The sequence below is a fragment of the Nocardia sp. NPDC003482 genome, from assembly GCF_053588115.1.
In genome coordinates, this window is sequence record NZ_JBSFPI010000002.1 from 258,734 (window position 1) to 279,967 (window position 21,234).

Annotated in this window: 16 protein-coding genes; 15 read left to right on the forward strand and 1 reads right to left on the reverse strand. The window is 69.4% G+C overall.

Annotated elements, in window-relative coordinates; translation table 11 throughout:
• The first annotated feature begins 38 nt into the window (after nt 1–38).
• On the forward strand, nt 39–881 hold the full coding sequence (locus ACWDSJ_RS04365) for an HAD family hydrolase (RefSeq protein ID WP_450029190.1): 843 nt from the start codon (nt 39–41) through the stop codon (nt 879–881).
• 1 nt (nt 882) lies between these two features.
• On the opposite strand, the gene ACWDSJ_RS04370 is transcribed toward ACWDSJ_RS04365, so the two are convergent.
• Entirely contained in the window at nt 883–2,616 is a 1,734-nt protein-coding gene (locus ACWDSJ_RS04370; protein ID WP_450029191.1) for an N-acetylmuramoyl-L-alanine amidase, read from the reverse strand.
• A gap of 197 nt (nt 2,617–2,813) precedes the next feature.
• Between ACWDSJ_RS04370 and ACWDSJ_RS04375 the strand changes: the two genes are divergently transcribed.
• From ACWDSJ_RS04375 to fadD32, 14 genes are all read left to right on the forward strand, one after another.
• Entirely contained in the window at nt 2,814–4,190 is a 1,377-nt protein-coding gene (locus ACWDSJ_RS04375; protein WP_450029192.1) for a SpoIID/LytB domain-containing protein, read from the forward strand.
• Between the two features lie 63 nt (nt 4,191–4,253).
• A complete protein-coding gene (gene glf / locus ACWDSJ_RS04380) occupies nt 4,254–5,459 on the forward strand; it encodes a UDP-galactopyranose mutase (protein WP_450029193.1) in 1,206 nt (401 codons plus the stop codon).
• Nucleotides 5,456–7,375 (forward strand): glycosyltransferase, encoded by a 1,920-nt coding sequence (locus ACWDSJ_RS04385; protein WP_387358670.1) that lies wholly within the window; start codon nt 5,456–5,458, stop codon nt 7,373–7,375. The genes glf and ACWDSJ_RS04385 overlap by 4 nt, the downstream gene beginning before the upstream one ends.
• Complete coding sequence (locus tag ACWDSJ_RS04390; RefSeq protein ID WP_387358672.1) at nt 7,372–7,971, forward strand: phosphatase PAP2 family protein; 600 nt, start codon at nt 7,372–7,374, stop codon at nt 7,969–7,971. The genes ACWDSJ_RS04385 and ACWDSJ_RS04390 overlap by 4 nt, the downstream gene beginning before the upstream one ends.
• 1 nt (nt 7,972) lies before the next feature.
• Nucleotides 7,973–8,920: a decaprenyl-phosphate phosphoribosyltransferase gene (locus ACWDSJ_RS04395; RefSeq protein ID WP_450029194.1), complete on the forward strand. Its 948-nt coding sequence runs from the start codon at nt 7,973–7,975 to the stop codon at nt 8,918–8,920.
• Nucleotides 8,921–8,924: 4 nt separating this feature from the next.
• Nucleotides 8,925–10,886 carry a flagellar motor control protein ZomB gene (zomB, locus tag ACWDSJ_RS04400; protein ID WP_450029195.1) on the forward strand — a complete coding sequence of 654 codons (1,962 nt, stop codon included), beginning with the start codon at nt 8,925–8,927 and terminating at the stop codon, nt 10,884–10,886.
• A 212-nt stretch (nt 10,887–11,098) separates the two neighbouring features.
• Nucleotides 11,099–12,166: an alpha/beta hydrolase gene (locus tag ACWDSJ_RS04405; RefSeq protein WP_450029196.1), complete on the forward strand. Its 1,068-nt coding sequence runs from the start codon at nt 11,099–11,101 to the stop codon at nt 12,164–12,166.
• A 254-nt stretch (nt 12,167–12,420) separates the two neighbouring features.
• Nucleotides 12,421–13,479 (forward strand): alpha/beta hydrolase, encoded by a 1,059-nt coding sequence (locus ACWDSJ_RS04410; protein WP_450029197.1) that lies wholly within the window; start codon nt 12,421–12,423, stop codon nt 13,477–13,479.
• 611 nt (nt 13,480–14,090) lie between these two features.
• Entirely contained in the window at nt 14,091–15,002 is a 912-nt protein-coding gene (locus ACWDSJ_RS04415; protein ID WP_450029198.1) for an alpha/beta hydrolase, read from the forward strand.
• A gap of 177 nt (nt 15,003–15,179) precedes the next feature.
• Nucleotides 15,180–16,979, forward strand: coding sequence for an alpha/beta hydrolase-fold protein (locus ACWDSJ_RS04420; protein WP_450029435.1), 1,800 nt, complete (start codon nt 15,180–15,182; stop codon nt 16,977–16,979).
• Nucleotides 16,980–17,093: 114 nt separating this feature from the next.
• Nucleotides 17,094–17,615, forward strand: a complete 522-nt coding sequence (locus tag ACWDSJ_RS04425; protein ID WP_387358684.1) for a DUF732 domain-containing protein — start codon at nt 17,094–17,096, stop codon at nt 17,613–17,615.
• The gene (locus ACWDSJ_RS04430) at nt 17,612–18,598 is read left to right on the forward strand and encodes a cutinase family protein (protein ID WP_450029199.1); all 987 of its coding nucleotides are present in this window, start codon (nt 17,612–17,614) and stop codon (nt 18,596–18,598) included. Before ACWDSJ_RS04425 ends, ACWDSJ_RS04430 begins: the two co-directional genes overlap by 4 nt.
• A gap of 62 nt (nt 18,599–18,660) precedes the next feature.
• A complete protein-coding gene (locus ACWDSJ_RS04435) occupies nt 18,661–19,149 on the forward strand; it encodes a hypothetical protein (protein WP_450029200.1) in 489 nt (162 codons plus the stop codon).
• A 144-nt stretch (nt 19,150–19,293) separates the two neighbouring features.
• Nucleotides 19,294–21,216: a long-chain-fatty-acid--AMP ligase FadD32 gene (gene fadD32, locus ACWDSJ_RS04440; protein ID WP_387358688.1), complete on the forward strand. Its 1,923-nt coding sequence runs from the start codon at nt 19,294–19,296 to the stop codon at nt 21,214–21,216.
• The last annotated feature ends 18 nt before the right edge of the window (nt 21,217–21,234 follow it).

The window sequence follows — 21,234 nt, forward strand, 5'->3', positions numbered from 1 at the left end:
CCCAGGGACCATGTCGTGCGGTCATCATTTCCGGCAGGATGGAATGGGTGACTCGTCTGCACCTGTCGAAACCGAAGATGGTGGCCACCGACGTCGACGGCACGCTGATCGACGAACGGGAGATCGTGACCCCGCGCACGCGGGCCGCGGTGGCCGCGCTGGTCGCCGACGGAGTGCCGTTCGTCCTCGCCACCGGTCGGCCGCCGCGCTGGATCGCGCCCGTGGTCGACGGCCTCGGCCACGCGCCGCTCAGCGTCTGCGGCAACGGCGCGGTCGTCTACGACAGCGCCGCCGACCGCATCCTGCACAGCACCACCCTCGACGTGGAGAGCCTGGCCTGGATCGCGGATCTGGCCGAACGCCTGCTGCCGGGCTGCGGGCTGGCCGCCGAACGCGTCGGCGCCACCGCGCACGACGCCGCGACACCGCAATTCGTGAGTTCGCCCGAATACGAACACGCGTGGCTCAATCCCGACGACACCCGGGTGGCCCGGCGCGAGGTGGTCGCCGCCCCGGCCATCAAGATGCTCATCCGGCTGCGCGGCGCGACCAGCGGCGATATGCGCGCGGCGCTGGAACCGCAGCTGCGCGGGCGGGCCGACATCACGTATTCGACCGACAACGGCCTGATCGAGGTGTCCGCGCCGGGCATCACCAAGGCGGCCGGCCTGACCCTGGTCGCCGAGCGGCTCGGCATCGAACCCGCGGCCGTGGTCGCGTTCGGGGATATGCCCAACGACGTGCCGATGCTGCGCATGGCCGGACACGGCGTGGCGATGGCCAACGCGCACGCCGAGGCCCGGGCCGCCGCCGACGAGATCACCGCCTCCAATTCCGCCGACGGCGTGGCCCGGGTCCTCGAACGCTGGTGGACGGCCTGAGCTACGGCCCGGACGTCAGCACCGTGGACACCGCGCCCGTGGCCGCGTCGAGAATCAGTGCGCCGTACTGGAATTCGGCCCGCAGGCCCTCGGGTACCGGATACGCCGCGCGCGTCGGCAGGCCCAGCACGCCGTTCTCCGCGCCGAGCTGGACGAAGCGTTCCAGGATGCGGCCGAGCACCTCGGTCACGGCCCCGTCGGGCGTGGCGTAGACGTAGCCGTTGGCGAATCGCACGTACTGGCCGCCGTCGCGGGTCGCGATCGGCTCGGACGTCGCCGCGCCCAGGGGGCCGGTCGGACCGCCTTGTGCCGCATAGTGTTTCGCGATCACATTGCGGTCGAGCAGGTCGAGGATGCGGGTGGTGAGCGCGGCCGCGGCGGCGGCGTCGGAGCGATCCTGTTGCGGCGGTGCGGTTTTCGCGGTCCGGGCGTCGACGCGTACGTCGTTGGTCGGCGGCGGGCCCGCCGCGGCGGCGGCGAGATCGCGGATGCGGTCCATCAGCGCGTAGGCGGCGTCGCCGGGGCAGGTCGTGCTGCCCACGTCGCGGTGCGCGAACACGATCGGCAGATCCACCGCCGCGCCCTGCGGGTACGGGGTGTACTCGGTGCCCTCGGAGTACATGGTGGTGTGCCCCTTGGGATCCAGGCCGCCCACCCGGGCCCGCCAGCCGATGAACTTCCCGACCGCGTCGAGGGCCGCGTCGGTGGGCGGTTCGGTCTGGAAGTCGCCCATGATGGCCACGCCCGCGGTGTTCTCGTTGAAGCCGCCCGCGTGCGCGCCCTGCACCGGGCGGTCCAGCCCGCCGAAGCGGCCCTCGAACACCTGCCCGTACTTGTCGACCAGCGCGTTGTAGCCGATATCGCACCAGCCCAGCGTCTTCGCGTGATACGCGTAGATGGCCCGCACGATGCCCGCGGACTCCTCGGGGCTGTAGTCGTTGCGGCCCGCGGTGTGGTGCACGGTGATGCCGCCGAGGAAGTCGTCGTAGGTCGGATCCTCGCAGCGCAGCGATTCGTCCGCGCCCCACTGCGCGCGGCTGATCACCTTCGGGCCGCCGCCGGGCAGCGGGGCGGCCACCGCGGTCAGATCGCGGTCCACGGCGGCGCGGCCCGGATCGATCAGGACCGCGGCCAGATCCTCGGCGGCCAGCTGGGCCGGATCGTCGGTGCGGGGGGTCGGGACGGCGGCCGGGCGGGCGACCATCACCTGTACGGCCTTGGTCTCGCCCACGAAGATCGGTTCGGTGCCGGTCTTCGCGGCGCTCGCGTGGTCGTCGCCGCGGGTCTCGACGGGTTCGGTGTCGAACCAGGGACCCCAGCCGCCGTCCGCTTTGCCCGCGCGGACCAGGGCCCGGGTGCCCGCGAGCCGTTTCGCGGTGAGCGCGACCATGCTGAACGGGGTGTCGCGGCGCAGCTCCTTGATCTCCGGCGGGGGCGCGGCGGGCGCGTCGGGGGTGTTGCGCGCGGCGACGAAGGCGGGCCCGCCGGGCGCGGATCCGGCGGCCGTGGGTAGTTCGGCCGCGGGCAGTTCGGGCGTGGGCACGACGGCGTCGGGAGCGGAGGCCAGGGCCACCTCGGACAGTTGCGTGGCGATCGCGGTGGAGTTGCTGTCGGTGGCGGATCGGAACTTCGGTGGGTCCGGCAGGATGAGCGTCGCCAGCGGCGCGGCCACGGCAAGGGTCGTGACGACCGGGAGTAGGAACGAGCGTTTCGGTCTGCGGTACGGCACGAGCATCTCCCATTCGGTTGAACCGGGCGACCGTCAGCGGTGATGCATGGTTGATTCCTGACGAGTCAACGGTCACACTAGTCTCAATCGTCACAAAGCTAAAGCTTTGGTCGAGGCTGAGGCTATGGGTAGCTGAAATGTAACTTTTCAATAGCCGTTTCGCGGGGAGGACATGCCGTCCCGCGCCGTTCCGGGGAGTCCGCATGGCACCATCGACCGCACTACGGGAGGGCCGACTACGCCGGAGCCGGCGTCGTCGCGCCCGCGTCGCGATCGGGCTGGGCGCGGTCGCGCTGACCGGCGGCGTCCTCGCCGTCACCTGGTGCGCCCGGCCCGCCGATCCGGGCTACCGCCCGCTCGCGGGCAACGGGCACGGCCGGGGCATGAGCCAGTTCGGCGCGCTGGACCGGGCCGCCGCGGGCGACGACGCGCGGACCATCCTGCTGGCCTACTACCCGGGCGCCACCCTGGCCACGATCGCGCCCACCACCGTGCGCGTGCGGCTGACCGGCTACGACGACGAGCCGCTGGACGTGTACTCCGACAGCGGGCTCGAGGTCGCGGGCCGCCGCGTGGTGCCCGGGCAGGCCGCCCACCTCACGCCCACCCCCGGCGGCGGCGCCCACGTCACCGTGACGCTGGGCTGCGCGGGCGACCAGGTGTGGGAGGGCGATACCGACGACCCCTGGGCGTATCCGATCGATCCGGGCGCGGACCGGCCCGCGGCCGAACACCTGAAGGTCTGCGACGGCGCGACCTTCCGCGGCGCGCTCGGCGTGGCGCTCGAGAACGGCGCGCCCCGCACGATCGACGAACTCGACACCGAGGACTACCTGCTCGGCGTCGTCCCCGCCGAAATGCAGGCCAACTGGGCCGACCGCGGCGGGGCCGAGGCGCTGCGCGCCCAGGCGATCGCCGCCCGCTCCTACGCCCTGGCCGAACACCGCTATCCCTACGCCCAGACCTGCGACACCACCGACTGCCAGCGATACCCCGGCACCGAGAAGGAGGACCCGCGCGCCGCCGAGGCCGTCCACGCCACGGCCGGGCAGGTCCTGTTGCGCGACGGGCACATCCTGCGCACCGAGTACTCCGCGGCCCCCGGCGGCGGCCAGCCCATCGATATCGGCACCCTCGACATCGGCCCGGCCCCCGCCGAACTCGCCCCGCCCGCCCCCGCCCCGCAGCCCGACCCCGCCCAGCCGCCCGTGTCCACACGCACGGCCCGCCCGCCCACCGACTCGCCGATCGACGTGAAGTACGCCCAGACCGGCGGCCCCACCGGCCTCCTCGGCGACCCCCTCGGCCCGGAGACCCCGCTCCCCGGCCGAATCGGCACCTTCCGTCTCTTCCGCGGCGGCGTCATCATCGCCACCCCCGAATTCGGCCCCCGCGTGGTCGATCTCGCCACCCTCCTGCGCATGGCCCCCAACGCGGTCCCCATCGCCACCCCGCCCCACCCAGTCCCGGACTCGCCACCCGCGAATCCATCGCGCCCGGCCTCGGATTCGGCCCCCGCCGACGCTCCACCTCGCCCGGCCTCGGACGCCGGGGCCGCTGTCACCCCGCCGGTGCGGTGAGGCGGCGGGGGAGTCCGCTACTCGGCCCGGACGTCGGCGCGTCTTCGGATACGCTGGGCACCCGTGACCGTCGCATCCCCCTTCGATCTCGTCGTCGTCGGCTCCGGCTTCTTCGGGCTGACCATCGCAGAACGCACCGCCACCCTGCTCGGCAAGCGGGTCCTGGTCATCGAGCGCCGCCACCATCTGGGCGGCAACGCGTATTCGGAGGCGGATCCCGAAACCGGTATCGAGGTGCACAAATACGGGGCGCACCTGTTCCACACGTCGAACAAGCGGGTCTGGGACTACGTCAACCAGTTCACCGAGTTCACCGGGTACCAGCACCGCGTGTTCGCGATGCACAAGGGGCAGGCCTACCAGTTCCCCATGGGCCTCGGCCTGATCTCGCAGTTCTTCGGCCGCTACTTCACCCCGGACGAGGCGCGCGCGCTCATCGCCGAGCAGTCCGCCGAGATCGAGACCAAGGACGCGGCCAACCTCGAGGAGAAGGCCGTCTCACTGGTGGGCCGCCCGCTGTACGAGGCGTTCATCCGGGACTACACCGCCAAACAGTGGCAGACCGATCCGAAGGAACTGCCCGCCGGGATCATCACCCGCCTGCCGGTCCGCTACACCTTCGACAACCGCTACTTCAACGACACCTACGAGGGCCTGCCCCGCGAGGGCTACACCGCGTGGCTGTCCAAGATGGCCGAATCCGAGCGCATCGAGGTCCGGCTGAACACCGACTGGTTCGAGGTGCGCGACGAGATCCGGGGGCAGAACCCGGACGCCCCGGTGATCTACACCGGCCCGCTGGACCGCTACTTCGACTACGCCGAGGGCGAATTGGGTTGGCGCACCATCGATTTCGAGACCGAGGTGCTGCCCACCGGTGACTTCCAGGGCACCTCGGTGATGAACTACAACGACGCGGACGTGCCCTACACCCGCATCATCGAACCCCGGCACTTCCACCCCGAACGCGACTGGTACCCGAACGACAAGACGGTCATCCAGCGCGAGTACTCGCGTTCGGCCCAGACCGGCGACGAGCCCTACTATCCGATCAACACCCCGGAGGACCGCGCCAAACTGCTGGCCTACCGCGAACGCGCCAAGGCCGAGACCACCTCGGCGAAGGTGCTGTTCGGCGGCCGCCTGGGCACCTACAAGTATCTCGACATGCACATGGCCATCGGCAGCGCGCTGAGCATGTTCGACAACGTGCTCCGCCCGCATCTGGAATCCGGTGCCCCGCTGGTCGATCGGGACGACAACGAATGACGACGGCGACCTTGGAAGAGACGACGATCGAAACCCGCGCGAAATCCCTGCTGCAACGGATCATCCTGCCCCGCCCGGGCGAACCCCTGGACGTGCGCACCCTCTATCTGGAGGAGTCGCCGACCAACGCCCGCCGCGCGCACGCCACCTCCCGCACCTCGCTGTCCATCGGCGCGGAGTCGGAGGTCTCGTTCTGTACCTACTTCAACGCGGTGCCCGCCTCGTACTGGCGGCGCTGGACCATCCTGACCTCGGTCGTGCTGCGGCTCGAGCTGACCGGGCACGGCCGAGTGGACGTGTACCGGTCCAAGGCCGACGGATCGCGAATCCACGTGCGCGGCAACGAGTTCACCGACGGTGAGGTGAGCTTCGAGGTCGACCTGGCCCCGTTCGAGGACGGCGGCTGGATCTGGTTCGACATCACCACCGACACCGCGGTCGAATTGCGCGGCGGCGGATGGTACGCGCCGATCGAGGCGCCCGGCGAGGGCAGCATCGCGGTCGGCATGCCGACCTTCAACCGCCCCACCGACTGCGTGAAAACCCTTGCGGCCCTGGGCTCGGACCCGTTGGTGCTGGAGAAGATCAAGGCCGTGATCATCCCCGATCAGGGCAACCGCAAGGCCCGCGACGAACCCGGGTTCGCCGAGGCGGCGGCCGTGCTCGGCGACCGGCTGGCCATCCACGACCAGCCCAATCTCGGTGGCTCCGGCGGTTACAGCCGGGTCATGTACGAGGCGCTGAAGACCACCGACGCGCAGTACATCGTCTACATGGACGACGACATCGAGATCGAGCCGGACTGCATCCTGCGCGCGCTGGCCTTCGCGCGGTTCAGCCGCACGCCCACCCTCGTCGGCGGGCAGATGCTCAATCTCCAGGAGCGGTCGCATCTGCACACCATGGGCGAGGTCGTCGACCGCGGCATCTGGATGTGGACCGCCGCGCCGAACGTCGAATACGACCACGACTTCTCCAAATACCCGCTGCGCGACCGGGACAACTCCAAACTGCTGCACCGGCGCATCGACGTCGACTTCAACGGCTGGTGGACCTGCGTCATCCCGCGCGCGGTCGCCGAGGAGATCGGCCAGCCGCTGCCGCTGTTCCTCAAGTGGGACGACGTCGAATACGGTTTGCGCGCCAAGGAAGCCGGCTATCCGACCGTCACCCTGCCCGGCGCGGCGGTGTGGCACATGGCCTGGAGCGACAAGGACGACGCCATCGACTGGCAGGCGTACTTCCACCTGCGCAACCGCCTCGTGGTCGCGGCGCTGCATCTGCCCAACGACGGCCGCCCGATGGTCGTGAACACGATCAAGGCGACGCTGAAACATCTGCTCTGCCTGGAGTATTCGACGGTCGCCATCCAGAACCAGGCGATCCGCGATTTCCTCGCGGGCCCGGAACGGCTGTTCGCGCTGCTGCCGACCGCGCTGGGTTCGGTCGCCGCCATGCGCAAGGACTTCCCCGACGCGGTGATCGTGCCGTCCTCGACCGAACTGCCGCTGCCCAGCGGCGCCGATGTGGGCGCGGTCGGCGAACCGGCCAATCCGATCGCGAAGGTCGTCCGGCTGGCCAAGGGCGTGGCGCACAACCTGCGCCCGGCCAAGACCGAACACCACGAGCGCCCGCAGCTCAACGTGCCCACGCTCGACGCGCGCTGGTTCCTGCTGTCCCAGGTCGACGGCGTCACGGTGACGACGGCAGACGGCCGCGGGGTGGTGTACCGCAAACGCGATCCGCGCCAGGCGTTGGCGTTGTTCAAGGAGGCCCTGCGGTTGCGCCGGGAACTGGCCGCCAGGTTCGGCGAGGTCCGCGCGCAGTATCGTGCCGCACATCCGTATCTGACCAGCACTGCCGCCTGGGAGAATGCCTTCGGCATCCACCCGGCGTCCGGAAGCGAGGGGAAATGACCGCCACCGCAGCGGAATCCGCCGACGCCCCGCGGTTGCGCGTGGTGCCGGAACCCGCGGCGCCCGCGCCCGCGGAGGTCAAGATCATCAACGCCGTGCAGGGCACGCTCGGGCGCGATCCGCGAATCGTCAAGGCGGCGCGCGGTTTGTCGCACTTCGGCGAGCACGCGCTGGGCTGGCTCGCGATCGGCGCGGCGGGCGCGGTGGTCGACAAGTCCCGTCGACGGCAATGGGCCGGGGTCGCCGTCGGCGCGTTCGGCGCGCACGCGGCATCGGTCGTCATCAAGCGCGTCGTCCGCCGGCCCCGCCCGAACGATCCGTCGGTGCAGGTCAACGTGTCGACGCCGAGCAAGTTGAGCTTCCCGTCCTCGCACGCCACGTCCACGACGGCAGCGGCGGTGTTGCTCGGCAGGCTGACCGGGCTACCCTTGCCTGCGGTGCTCGTGCCGCCCATGCTGCTCTCTCGGGTCGTTCTCGGGGTGCACTACCCCTCCGACGTGCTCGCCGGATCGGCGCTGGGCGCCGCGTCCGCAGCCGCGGTGCTAGCCGCCGAGAAGAGATTCACCAGTGACCGCACAGGAAAGAACCCTCGTTGATATGAGTGAAGAGCCGACCAGCGTCGACCTGGACGAGGCTGTCATCAAGGGTCCGCCGAAGACTCTGGTCGGCGGCCTGGTCAAGGCCGTGCGCCCCCGCCAATGGGTGAAGAACGTCCTGGTGCTGGCCGCGCCGCTGGCGGCGGGCAAGATCCCGGGCACCGACACCTACGCGATCGCGGACCTGGGCCGCGACCTGCACATCGGCATCGCGTTCGTGGTGTTCTGCATGGCGGCGTCGGGCATCTACCTCGTCAACGACGCGCTCGACGTCGAGGCCGACCGGGCGCATCCCACCAAGCGGTTCCGGCCGATCGCCGCGGGCGTGGTCCCGGTGAATCTGGCCTACTCGCTGTCGGTCGTGCTGCTCATCGGTTCGATCCTGATCTCGTTCGTGGCCGCGTGGCAGCTGGCGGCGGTGATGGCGGTCTACATCGGCATCCAGCTGGCCTACTGCTTCGGGCTCAAGCATCAGGCCGTGCTCGACATCTGTATCGTGTCCTCGGGTTTCCTGTTGCGCGCGGTGGCGGGCGGCGCGGCCGCCAATATCCATCTGTCGCAATGGTTCCTGTTGATCATGGCCTTCGGCTCGCTGTTCATGGCCGCGGGCAAGCGCTACGCGGAGTTGAAGATCGCGCTCGACACCGGCGCGAAGATCCGTAAGTCGTTGCAGTACTACACGCCCACCTATCTGCGGTTCATCTGGACCCTGTCGGCCACCGCGGTGGTCGTGTTCTACGGGCTGTGGGCGTTCGAAACCGATCACAAGAACAATCAGTGGTTCGCGATCTCGATGATTCCGTTCACGGTCGCGATCCTGCGTTACGCGGTCGACGTCGACGGCGGCGAGGCCGGTGAACCCGAAGAGATCGCGCTGGGGGACCGCATCCTGCAGCTCCTGGCCATAGCCTGGATCGGAGCGGTAGGTGTCGCTGTCTACCTCACCTGACGAGATGGTGGTAGCGGGTAACAAGCACGAGGACGCCCCCACGACGGCCCTACCGGTCGGCGCCGCGCTGCGCCGGGCCCTGGCCGAGCGGCGGCCCTCGCTGCTGTCCCGCGCCACCTTCGCCGGTGGGGTGACCCTGACCGTGGTGCTGTTCGGCATCGGCTCGTGGCAGCGGCGGTGGATCGCCGACGACGGGCTGATCGTGCTGCGCACGGTGCGAAACCTGTTGGCGGGCAACGGCCCCGTCTTCAACGCGGGCGAGCGGGTGGAGACCAACACCAGCGCGGCGTGGACCTACGTCATCTGGTTCTTCGGCTGGCTCACCCACGCCCGGCTCGAATACGTGAGTCTGGCCGTGGCGCTGGCACTCTCGCTGCTGGCGATCGTGTTCGCCATGCTCGGCTCGGCGCGGCTGTGGGGCGGGGCGCGCGCCGGGCGGCTGCTGGTGCCCGCGGGCGCGCTGGTCTACATCGCGGTGCCCCCGGCCCGCGACTACGCCACCTCCGGACTGGAGAACTGCCTGGTCATCTTCTGGCTGGGCGTGCTGTGGTGGGGCTTGATCCGCTGGAGCCAGGCCGAGAAGGTCCGGCTGCCAGGGCTTTTCGGGCTGGTGTTCTGGGCCGGGCTGTGCTGGGTGATCCGGCCGGAGATGACCATCCTCGGCGGACTGGCCCTGCTGCTGATCTTCTGCGCGCCCATGCCGCGAACCCGTTTGGCGCCCCTCGTGATTCGTGCCCTGATCGTCGTCGTCGCCGGGCTGGTTCCGGTCGGTTACCAGATCTGGCGGATGGGCTACTACGGGCTGCCCTATCCGAACACCGCCGTCGCCAAGGAGGCGGGCGGCGCGAAATGGGCGCAGGGCTTCACGTATCTGTGGGATCTGGTGGGGCCGTACTACCTGTGGGTGCCGCTGTTGTTGCTCGTGCTCGCGACCGTGATCCTGCTGCGGGCCGGGCGCGAGCGCGAGGCGGTGGGTGAAAAGGCGGAGCGCGCGCCAGGGGAGCGCGCGCGGTGGTGGTCGCGCCGGGATCGGCTGCGGTCCCCGGCGGCCGTGGTGACTTTGCTGCTCGTCGGCGGGGTGCTGCTGGTGGCGTTCAATCTGCGGGTCGGCGGCGACTTCATGCACGGGCGGATGTTGCTGCCGCAGTTGTTCATCCTGCTGCTGCCGGTGTCGGTGCTGCCCATCCGGCTGCCCGCCCGCGGCGCGTCCCGGCGGCAGGCGCTGCTGGTGGCCGTGCCGCTCGCGGCCTGGGTGAGCGCGGTGGGCTGGGCGCTGGTCGCGGCGAACACCACCGCGACCAACGCCGGTTCCTCGATCAGCGCGTCCGGCATCGTCGACGAGCGGGTCTACTACGTGCTCAACAGCGGGCACGACCATCCGGTCCTGGCCGAGGACTATCTGGACTATCCGCGGATGCGGGCCATGGTCCGCGATATCGCGCAGACCCCCGACGGCGGCCTGCTGCTGAACTCGCCGTCGTTCATGATGTGGTACGTCGCCCCGCCGCCGCTGCCGATCCCCGACGGGGGGGCCGGGCACACGGTCTACTTCCTGAATCTGGGGATGACGAGTATGAACGTCCCGTTGAGCGTCAGGGTGATCGATCAAGAGGGCTTGGCATATCCGCTGGCCGCGCACACCGACCGGCTCGCCGACGGCCGCATCGGGCACGACAAGAACCTCTACCCCGACTGGGTGCTCGTGGACACCGGCATGGTCGATCGGCATCCGTGGATGCCGTGGTTCCTGGACGAGAAATGGGTCACACAGGCGCGGACCGCGCTGAGCTGCCCGGAGACGCAGGATCTGCTGGCCTCCTCGCGGGCGCCACTGACGCGGGACCGCTTCCGCCATAATGTGATCCAGTCCCTGCACTTCGCCAAGTACCGTATCGACCGGGTGCCGAAATACGAGATCCAGCGGTGTCACCTGGTCGATCCGACCGCCCCGGTGGCTCCGAATTAGTGGTGCCGGCTCGAGTTTTTCGCCACTTTGTCTCGGTTTGGTAACGCCGCACCGGAGGGGACACGATAAGCTCCGGTGAGTACGTCCGTCGGGGGCGCGTGTCGGCATGCTGCGCATGCGGGTATGTGGTGCATGTGGATACGCCACGGGGCGATCGAATCTGCAATTGACGCGGCCGACCCCGGCCGCACAAGGGAAAGGCCGAACAGAATATGCGAGGCGTGACTGTGCGAGGGGCGCAGACCAGACGTCGGGCCGGCTGGCTGAAGCGGTCGGTGCTCGGAGTGGCGGTGGCGACGCTGGTGCCCTTCGGAGCCTCCGTCGCCGCGACGGGCACCGCATCGGCGGCATTCGACCCGTCGGGCACCGACTTCTGGGTGGACTCCCCGGTCATGGGCCCGATCAAGTCGCGGATCTTCCGCGCCGCGGACGGCAACACCGACCGGGTCGTCTACGTGCTCGACGGCATGCGGGCCACCGAGGACATCAGCGGCTGGGAGCACGAGACCAATGTCGCCGCCGGTCTGGCCGCGGCCAATATCAACGTGGTGATGCCGGTCGGCGGGCAGTCCAGCTTCTACGCCAACTGGAACGCGGCGAGCTCGTTCTTCGGCCTGCCGCCGCTCACCGGCTCGTCCTCGGGTTCGGCCTCCGGTTCGGGCGCCACCCAGGTGCTGGCCGCGGGTCCCGGTAAGAGCTACCGCTACGACTGGGAGACGTTCCTGACCAGCGACCTGCGCAACGCGTTGCAGTCCCGGCTCGGGTTCAATCCCCACCGCAACGGTGTGTTCGGCCTGTCCATGGGCGGCAGCGCCGCCCTGACGCTGGCGGCCTACCACCCCGACCAGTTCAGCTACGCGGGTTCCTACTCCGGTTACCTGAACGTCTCCGCGCCCGGTATGCGCGAGGCCCTGCGCATCGCCATGATCGACGCGGGCGGCTACAACATCGACTCGATGGCGCCGCCGTGGGGTCCGAACTGGCTGCGCATGGACCCGTTCGTCTTCGCCCCGCGCCTGCGCGACAACGGCACCCGGCTGTGGATCTCCGCCGGTAGCGGCCTCCCCGGCCCGGCCGACGGCCCCAACTTCAACACCCTGAACGCGATGGGCCTCGAGGCCCTGGCCCTGGCCAACACCCGCGCCTTCCAGGTCCGGATGGCCACCCTGGGCGCCAACAACGTCACCTACGACTTCCCCAACGTCGGCGTGCACAACTGGCGCTACTGGGAGAGCGAGGTCTACCGCATGCTCCCGGACCTGTCCGCCAACATCGGCTGACCGGGAGCTCCCTCTCTCGCGCCCAGTCCGCGGCCCCAGGGCCGCGGACTGGGCTTTCTCATCTGCACCCCACGTCCAAGATCACTTTTCGGTTTTATTCCGCGCCGCCTCCCGGCGAACCAACCGGTCATCCGCAATACTTCAGCGGAAGCAGTAACCCGCGGTACAGCCAGGCAGTACATCATTCGGTTCTCCCGGATCGAGCGACTGGTCGTGCGAGGTCCACCCGGTCGCCGTGCGAAAGGTCGTGAGCGATGCGAGGTGCGCGGAACAAGCCCCGTCGGCAAGGTGCGTGGGTGCGGCGGATCGTCCTGGCGACGGCGGTGCTGCTCGCCCTGCCGGTCGCGATCGGCGCGGTTCCCGCGCGGGCGGCGTTCAACCCCGCGGCCTTCGACTTCTGGGTCGACTCCCCGGTCATGGGCCCGATCAAGACCCGCGTCCTGCGCGCCGCCGACGGCAACACCGATCGTGTCGCGTATGTCCTCGACGGCATGCGGGCCACCGAGGACATCAGCGGCTGGGAGCACGAGACGAATGTGGCCGAGGTGCTGGCCTCGTGGAACATCAACGCGGTCATGCCGATCGGCGGCCAGTCCAGCTTCTACGCCGACTGGAACGCCCCCAGTTCCTATTTCGGCGTCAGCTCGCCCGGCTTCGGATCGGTGACGGGATCCGGTGCGACGGAGACGTTCCTGGCCGGACCGGGCAAGAGTTACCGCTACGACTGGGAGACCTTCCTGACCGTCCAACTGCGCGACGCGTTGCGCGATCGGCTCGGCTTCCGCGCCGACCGCAACGGCGTATTCGGGCTGTCGATGGGTGGTAGCGCGGCGTTGACGCTGGCGGCCTATCACCCCGATCAATTCAGCTTCGCGGGTTCGTTCTCGGGTTATCTCAATATCTCCGCACCCGGTATGCGCGAGGCCATTCGGGTCGCGATGATCGATGCCGGTGGCTACAACGTGGATTCGATGGCGCCGCCGTGGGGTCCGGCCTGGTTGCGCATGGACCCCTTCGTTTTCGCGCCCCGGTTGATCGCCAACGGCACCCGATTGTGGATCGCCGCGGGCAGCGGCGTGCCCTCGCCGGAGGATCTGGCGCTGCCCCCGCTCGCCGCGGCCGACCATATCGTGCGGGGCGCGCCCCTGGAGACGTTGGCGCTGGCCAATACCCGTTCCTTCCAGGTGCGCATGCTCAGCCTCGGTGCGCAGAACGTGGTCTACTCGTTCCCGGACGTGGGCGTGCACGACTGGTTCAACTGGCAGGCCGAGGCGTATCGGATGATTCCGGATATGTCGGCGAATATCGGCTGATTCGGGCGGTTTCGGGTACCGGTCGCGTATTCGCGTGCATTCCTTCGCATTTCGGGCATCGAGTGTGTTCGGTATTTCCGGAAATTTGGGATGCGTTGTCCCGAGCGACATATCGAACCGGGTACGCCAAATGGTGTGCGGGACAATAGCTGTGGCCAGAGCCCCGAGGGCCGGACTCACGGCCGGTTCGGGGCGCCCGCACGCCCTTGGCGGCGTCCACGCGGAGTCGGGCGGGAGATTCCGGGTTCGCGCGACATCACTGCCGGAACGCGATAGGGTCACCGCACGATTACGGGAGGTGCACGGGCGGATTTCGGTCACGAGGATCAACCCATCTTGCTAACGATTGGACCGTCGCATATCGTCCAGCGAGCGCAAGTGTGACCAGTTCGTAGACGCGCCGTCGCTCACATCGGAAGGTCGGGATCCGAGGTGGGCGCCAGCTACAACAGCAGACTTACAGCAGCAGAAAGTGAGCAGTATCAATGCGTTTCGGCAGGTCCGCCGCGCCGGAGGGAGTCCAGTCAGGACGGCGAAATGCACAGCTCGGTTGGCGCGCACGGCTTCTGGCGGTGGGGGCGGCCGCTCTGGCCCTCCCGATCGCGGCGGGGATGGCGACACCGACGGTCGCGCTGGCCGCTCCGGCCGGCGCCCCGGTGCATCGCAGCCCGGCAGGCGGCTACGACGAGCTGATGGTGCCCTCCTCCATGGGCCCGGTGAAGGTTCAGGTCCAGTGGGCCCGTAACGGCGGTAACGCCGCCGTGCTGCTGCTCGACGGTCTGCGCGCCCGCGACGACCGCAACGCGTGGTCGTTCGAGACCAACGCGCAGGGCATGTTCGGCAACGACGACGTCACCCTGGTCATGCCGGTGGGCGGTCAGTCCAGCTGGTACGCCGACTGGCAGGCCCCCAGCAACACCAACGGCCAGAAGTTCACCTACAAGTGGGAGACGTTCCTCACCAAGGAACTGCCCGACTTCCTGTCCAACTACGGCGTCTCGCCCACCAACTACGCGGTGGCGGGCCTGTCGATGAGCGGTCCGGCCGCGCTGCGGCTGGCGGCGTTCCACCGGGATCAGTTCAAGTACGCGGCCTCGTTCTCGGGCCCGCTGAACTGGAACGCCCCCGGTATGCGCGAGGCGATCCGCGTGATGATGCTCGACGCGGGCCGGTTCAACGTGGACTCGATGGCCGCGCCGTGGAGCCCGCAGTGGCTGCGCTCGGACCCGATGGTCTTCGCGCCGCAGCTGCGCAACCTGCCGATGTTCATCTCCTCGGCCAACGGCCTGCCCGGCCAGTACGATCACCCGAACTCCCCGGTGGGCGTGTTCAACACCGCCAATGCCATGGGCATCGAGGCGATCTCGTTCATCAGCACCAAGTCGTTCCAGTCGCGGCTCGCGTCGCTGGGCATCCCCGCCCAGTACGACTACCCGCCGGCCGGTACGCACTCCTGGAAGTACTGGGAGGACGAGCTGGGCAAGGCTCGTCCGGGCATGCTCGCGGCGCTGAACGCGGGCTGATAGCCACAATCCGGTCGAAAGGCACTGTCCCACGCGGGGCAGTGCCTTTTCGTTATCTTCCCGCTACCGCGCGCCTCACCCTCTTGACCCCGCTCCGCGCGGTACAAACCTCTTGTGCCTGGTGAGTTATCGAAGAGAGCGGAGAACCCGCGCCGCGGGCGATTTGCTGGCAGGAGGCTGGCCGCGCTCGCGGCGGCGATCGTATTGCCATGGGCGGCAGGGCTTTCCGCGCCCGCGGCCGCGCAGCCGGTGGTCCGGCCCGTCGCGGTCGCGGGGGCGACCGTGCAGCGGGCGGTCTGGCTGACCGATCGCCGGGTCTCGCTGTGGATCGACTCGCCGAGCATGGCGGGCGCGCCGATCCAGGTGCAGCTGCTGCTGGCCCGGGACTGGAATCTGCGTCCCGACGCGCGGTTTCCGGTGATGTTCATGCTCGACGGCCTGCGCGCCCAGGACGACGAGAGCGGCTGGACCAAGGACGCCGGGGCCGCCGACTTCTACGCCGACAAGAACGTGACCGTGGTGCTGCCGATCGGCGGCCAGTCCAGCTTCTACTCCGACTGGGTGCAGCCGGACAACGGCAAGAATTACAAGTGGGAGACCTTCCTCACCAAGGAGCTGCCCCCGCTGCTGGAGAGCCAGTGGCGGGCCACGGATGTGCGTGGCGTGACCGGGCTTTCGATGGGCGGGACGGCCGCGATGTTCCTGGCCGGGCGCAATCCGGGCTGGGTGCGCTACGCCGCCTCGTATTCGGGGATGCTGACCACCACCACCCTCGGGATGCCGCAGGCCATCATGTTCGCCATGCGCGACGCGGGCGGGTTCGACGCCGACGCCATGTGGGGTCCGCCGACGAGTCCGGAGTGGGAGGCGCACGACCCCTACGCGCTGGCCGACAAGTTGAAGGGGGTGAGCCTGTACGTGTCGGCGGGCAGCGGTACCACGGGCGCCCACGACCGGCCCTCCGACATCCCGGGCGTCAGCACCAACTACGCCGGGATGGGCCTCGAGATCCTCGCGCGGCTCACCAGTCAGAACTTCGTGGACAAGCTGAACAAGCTGTCGATCCCGGTGACCGTGAATTTCCGTCCGTCCGGGACGCATTCGTGGCCGTACTGGGATTTCGAGATGCGTCAGGCGTGGCCGCAGGCCGCGGGCGCGCTCGGGGTCGAGGCGGACGCGCCGCCGTGTCACGCGGGCGGGGCGATCGACGCTGCGGCCCAGGGCAATTCGTGGCTGGGTTCGTGCGTCACCGACGAGTACCCGGTGGCGGGCGGGGTCGCCCAGGACTTCCACGGCGGGCGGGTGCTGTGGTCGGCGGGCACGGGCGCGCATCCGGTGGGCGGCATGATCGGCGGCGCCTTCACCGCGGCGACGGGCGCGGTGGGCCTGCCCACCGACGACGAGCACGGCCTGCCCGACGGGCGCGGACGTTATCAGACCTTCCAGGACGGTTCGGTGTACTTCACGCCCCAGACGGGCGCGCAGGTGGTCCGGGGCGCGATCCTCGCAGCCTGGGCGCGGGAGGGATACGAGCGCGGACCCGGCGGTTATCCCACCGGGCCGGAGCAGCGCACCCCGCAGCGCGACGGCGTGGTCCAGGGCTTCGAGAACGGGCCGATCTACTTCAGCGCCACCACGGGCGCGCATCGGGTGCAGGGGATGATCCTCGGCAAGTACGCGCAACTGGGGTTCGAGAACAGTCAGCTCGGCTTCCCGGTGGAGGACGAACTGCCTCTGCGCGACGGCGGTAGTTACTCCCGATTCGAGGGCGGCAACATCTATTTCAGCCCCCTGTCCGGCGCCTGGGCCGTCCGCGGCGGCCCGATCATGGACGCCTGGGCCCAGCAGGGCTACGAGAACGGCCGCCTGGGCTATCCGATCAGCGACGAGTTCGCCGTCCCCGGCGGCGTACAGCAGAACTTCCAGACCGGCTTCGTCGTGATCACCGACGGGAGGCCCGAGATCCACGGCCTGTGAGAGCCGTTGTGAGAGGTATCTGAGGTTTTCGGTCGCCGTGCCCCCGATGCGGGGGTAGCAGCTAGCCTGGACGCGACCCGCTGACCCTTGTGAACAGATCGAGGATACGAATACATGCTTCGGACCCGTGGAAAGGTGACCGGTGCGCTCGTGGCGTTCGCGGCCGCCGGTTTGCTCGCCGCCTGCGGAAACAACGACTCGACGGCGTCGAGCACGCCCACGCTGAAGACCTCGACCGCCGCCGCCCCGACCACCACGCTGCCCTCGGTGGTGATCCCCCCGAGCGACGCGCCCAGCTCGGAGCAGGCCCCGCCGACGAGTTCGGCGCTGGAGCGGCCCGAGCCGGTCACGCCCTCGCCCGGACCCACCGAGACCGGACCGGTGTCGAGTAAGGATCAGGCGTTCCTGGACGAGCTGCGCAAGCGCGGCGTCAGCCCGGCCAGCCCGGACATCGCCCTCACCGCGGCCAACTACGTGTGCCAGGGCAAGGCGGGCGGCGCGTCGGATCAGGAAATCGCGACCTACGTCAACGCCATGGCCGGTTCCGATCCCGGCTTCGACCCGCAGAAGATGACGGTCGAGCAGGCGGGCCGGATCTACATGGACGCGGCCAACGCGACCTACTGCAACAAGTGACCTACCAACCGACGGGACGTCCGGGCGGCGGTCGCCGTCGCCGCCCGGGTTGCCTGCTGCTGCTCGGCGTCCTCGCCGCGGTCGTGGTCCTGGTGCTGCTGCTGTGGTATCTGCTGGCCGGGCTGCTGCATCTGCCCAAGCCCAAGCCGCCGGAACCGCGTCCGCCCGCCACCCAGCCCGCGAGCTGCCCGGACGTGCTGATGGTGGCCGTCCCGGGCACCTGGGAGTCGGCCAGCGGCGACGACCCCTACCACCCGAGCGCCAATCCGAACTCGCTGATGCTGGGCGTCACCAACCCGGTGCGCGCGCGGTTCCCCGAGGGCCGCCTCGAGGTCTGGACCGTCCCCTACGTCGCGCAGTTCTCCAATCCGATCGCGATCCCGCCGGACGGCCAGCAGTCCTACAACAACAGCCGCTCCGAGGGCACCCGCAAGGCGACCGACAAGCTGGCCGCGACCGCGAAGGACTGTCCGCTGACCAGCTATGTGATCGCCGGTTTCTCCCAGGGCGCGGTCATCGCCGGGGATGTCGCGGCGCAGATCGGCGCGGGCAAGGGTCCGGTCGCCGCGGACAAGGTGCTGGGCGTGACCCTGATCGCCGACGGCCGCCGCGACAGCGGGCCGGGTCAGGCGACGGTGATCGGCGCGAATCCGCCGGGCGTCGGGGCCGAGGTGGCCCTGCGCGGGCTGACCGTCCCGGGCATCACCATGACCGGACCCCGGCCCGAGGGCTTCGGCGCGCTCGCCGACCGCACCTTCACCATGTGCGCGCCGGGCGATCTGATCTGCGACGCTCCGCGGCAGGCGCTCAATCCGGTCAACATCGTTCCGAGCCTGACCACCCTCGTCCGCTCGGTCGGCAGCCCGGTGCACGCGCTCTACGCCTCGTACCAGGTGGACGACAGCGGCACCACCGCACCCGGGTGGACCGCGGACTGGGCCATGGGATTGATCGACAAGGCTCCCCATCCCGCACATTCGTGATCCCGCACATTCATGATTCGAAGGGACCACGCGGTTTCTTCCATAGGCTGTAAAGTGCTGCGATGATCGCGACGCCGGAGCCGGTCCCCCCGGGGCCGGACCGGCGTCGCAGCGATTTTCCGCACGTCCAGGAGCAGGAGTCCATGTCACAGGCCGCCGCACCCGCGCCGGGTACGCCACCGCGGCCGATCCGCCGGGCGGCGGGACGGGACGTTCGGGTCCTGGGCGTCAAGGGGACCATCGAGAAAGTGCGACTGATCAAGGAGGCGGCCGGTGATCGTTTTGCCGACATCGAGCTGTACCGGACCGGCGACGACATTCCGACCTCGCCCCCTGTGGCGATCGGCACATTCGAGGAGATCGCGGAGCCCGTCCGTAACGTGCGCGCGCCGACCTCGATGTCCTATGGCGGAGTGTTTCCGATCAGATGGATGCGTTCGCGCCGGTCATCCCGATATCGCGGGAGGGACAGCCGCAGGATGTGTTCGCCGCGCTCCGGAGACCGCTCCTGGGCCTGCTCTGTAACATGTCCCTGGTTTGAGTACATCTAGCCGATAGGCGGTCACCGCGCAGACCGCCGAAAAAGCTGCAGGCATGCTCTTGCACCACAGAGCGCCCGCGGGCGATAGCGAGTCGGGGCCTCACAGGTAACAGCGGCCATGACGCCGTGCTGCGTGTGCCTCGGAGGAGAAGGAATGACGGACGAGACTTTCGACGACTACCTGGACGAAACCGGGAACATCAGAATTCCCGAGGGCCGGACCCTGGTCGATTACGTCGAGAAGCACACTCGCAACGACGCGAACACCCTCGCGTACCGCTACATCGATTACTCCCGGGAGCGCGACGGGGAGTACCAGGACCTGACCTGGAAGGAATTCGGCGTCCGGCTGCGCGCGGTGGCCGCTCGCCTGCAACAGGTGACCAAGCCGGGGGACCGGGTGGCGATTCTCGCGCCCCAGGGCCTCGACTACGTGATCTCGTTCTTCGCCGCGATCTACGCGGGCACCATCGCGGTGCCGCTGTTCGATCCGGACGAGCCGGGCCACACCGACCGCCTGCACGCCGTGCTCGGCGACTGCGAGCCCTCGGCCATTCTCACGGCGAGCTCCTCCGCCGCGGGGGTGCGCCAGTTCTTCCGGCCGCTCCCGGCCGCCCAGCGCCCCCGCATCATCGCCGTCGATGCGGTGCCCGACACCCTCGGCGAATCCTGGGTGCGCCCGGAGATCAACGTCGACGACATCGCGTATCTGCAGTACACCTCCGGCTCGACCCGTACCCCCGCCGGTGTGGAGATCACCCATCGCGCGGTCGGCACCAACCTGCTGCAGATGGTGCACGCGATCAACCTGGACTGGAATTCGCGCGGCGTGACCTGGCTGCCGCTGTTCCACGACATGGGCCTGCTGTGCGTGATCCTGCCCGCGATCGGCGGCAAGTACATCACCATCATGTCCCCGAGCGCGTTCGTGCGCCGCCCGTCGCGCTGGATCAAGGAGCTGGCCGCGGTCTCCGACGGCGCCGGAACCTTCGCCGCCGCACCGAATTTCGCGTTCGAGCACGCCGCCGCCCGCGGTCTGCCGCGCAACGGCGAGACGCTGGACCTGTCCAATGTCATCGGCCTGATCAACGGCTCCGAACCGGTCACCACCTCGTCGATGAAGAAGTTCAACGAGGCGTTCGCCCCCTACGGCCTGCCCAAGACGGCCATCAAGCCCTGCTACGGCATGGCCGAGGCCACGCTGTTCGTCTCGGCCACCCGGCACGAGGACGAGGCCAAGGTCATCTACGTCGATCGCGACGAGCTCAACGCCGGTCGCATCGTCAAGGTGGACCAGGGCGCGCCGAACTCCATCGCCCAGGTCAGCTGCGGGTACGTCGCGCTGTCGCAGTGGGCGGCGATCGTCGACCCCGACACCGTCGACAATCCCGACGGCGCGCGCGAGCTGCCCGAGGGCCAGGTCGGCGAGATCTGGTTGCACGGCAACAACATCGGGCAGGGCTACTGGGGTCGCGAGGAGGAGACCCGCAAGACCTTCAAGAACCGGCTCACCCAGCGCCTGTCCGAGGGCAGCAAGGCCGCGGGCACCGAGCCCGACGCCATCTGGATGCGCACCGGCGACTACGGCGTCTACATCGACGGCGAGCTCTACATCACCGGCCGCGTGAAGGATCTGGTGATCGTCGACGGCCGCAACCACTACCCGCAGGACCTCGAGTACTCCGCGCAGGAGGCCAGCAAGCTGCTGCGCCCCGGCTTCGTCGCGGCGTTCTCGGTGCCCGCGAACCAGCTCCCGGCCGAGGTGTTCGCCCAGGACAGCCACTCCGGGCTGAGCTTCGATCCCGACGATTCCTCCGAGCAGCTGGTCATCGTCGCCGAGCGCGGTCCCGGCGCGCACAAGGCCGATCCGGTCCCGATCGCCGACGCCGTGCGCGCGGCCATCGCGCAGCGGCACGGCGTGACCGTGCGCGATGTGCTGCTCGTGCCCGCCGGTTCCATCCCCCGCACCTCCAGCGGCAAGATCGCCCGCCGCGCCTGCAAGGCCGCGTATCTGGAAGGCACGCTGCGCGGTGGTCATCAGCAGCAGGCGTTCCCGGACGCACCGGACGAAGAGTGAGCGCGGGAGACACCGGCC

Bases quoted from the DNA above. Each gene is read 5' to 3' on its own strand.
- ACWDSJ_RS04365 (WP_450029190.1), top strand. From the start codon at position 39: ATGGAATGGGTGACTCGTCTGCACCTGTCGAAACCGAAGATGGTGGCC.
- ACWDSJ_RS04370 (WP_450029191.1), bottom strand. From the start codon at position 2,616: ATGCTCGTGCCGTACCGCAGACCGAAACGCTCGTTCCTACTCCCGGTC.
- ACWDSJ_RS04375 (WP_450029192.1), top strand. From the start codon at position 2,814: ATGGCACCATCGACCGCACTACGGGAGGGCCGACTACGCCGGAGCCGG.
- ACWDSJ_RS04385 (WP_387358670.1), top strand. From the start codon at position 5,456: ATGACGACGGCGACCTTGGAAGAGACGACGATCGAAACCCGCGCGAAA.
- ACWDSJ_RS04390 (WP_387358672.1), top strand. From the start codon at position 7,372: ATGACCGCCACCGCAGCGGAATCCGCCGACGCCCCGCGGTTGCGCGTG.
- ACWDSJ_RS04395 (WP_450029194.1), top strand. From the start codon at position 7,973: ATGAGTGAAGAGCCGACCAGCGTCGACCTGGACGAGGCTGTCATCAAG.
- zomB (WP_450029195.1), top strand. From the start codon at position 8,925: ATGGTGGTAGCGGGTAACAAGCACGAGGACGCCCCCACGACGGCCCTA.
- ACWDSJ_RS04405 (WP_450029196.1), top strand. From the start codon at position 11,099: ATGCGAGGCGTGACTGTGCGAGGGGCGCAGACCAGACGTCGGGCCGGC.
- ACWDSJ_RS04410 (WP_450029197.1), top strand. From the start codon at position 12,421: ATGCGAGGTGCGCGGAACAAGCCCCGTCGGCAAGGTGCGTGGGTGCGG.
- ACWDSJ_RS04415 (WP_450029198.1), top strand. From the start codon at position 14,091: ATGGCGACACCGACGGTCGCGCTGGCCGCTCCGGCCGGCGCCCCGGTG.
- ACWDSJ_RS04425 (WP_387358684.1), top strand. From the start codon at position 17,094: ATGCTTCGGACCCGTGGAAAGGTGACCGGTGCGCTCGTGGCGTTCGCG.
- ACWDSJ_RS04435 (WP_450029200.1), top strand. From the start codon at position 18,661: ATGATCGCGACGCCGGAGCCGGTCCCCCCGGGGCCGGACCGGCGTCGC.
- fadD32 (WP_387358688.1), top strand. From the start codon at position 19,294: ATGACGGACGAGACTTTCGACGACTACCTGGACGAAACCGGGAACATC.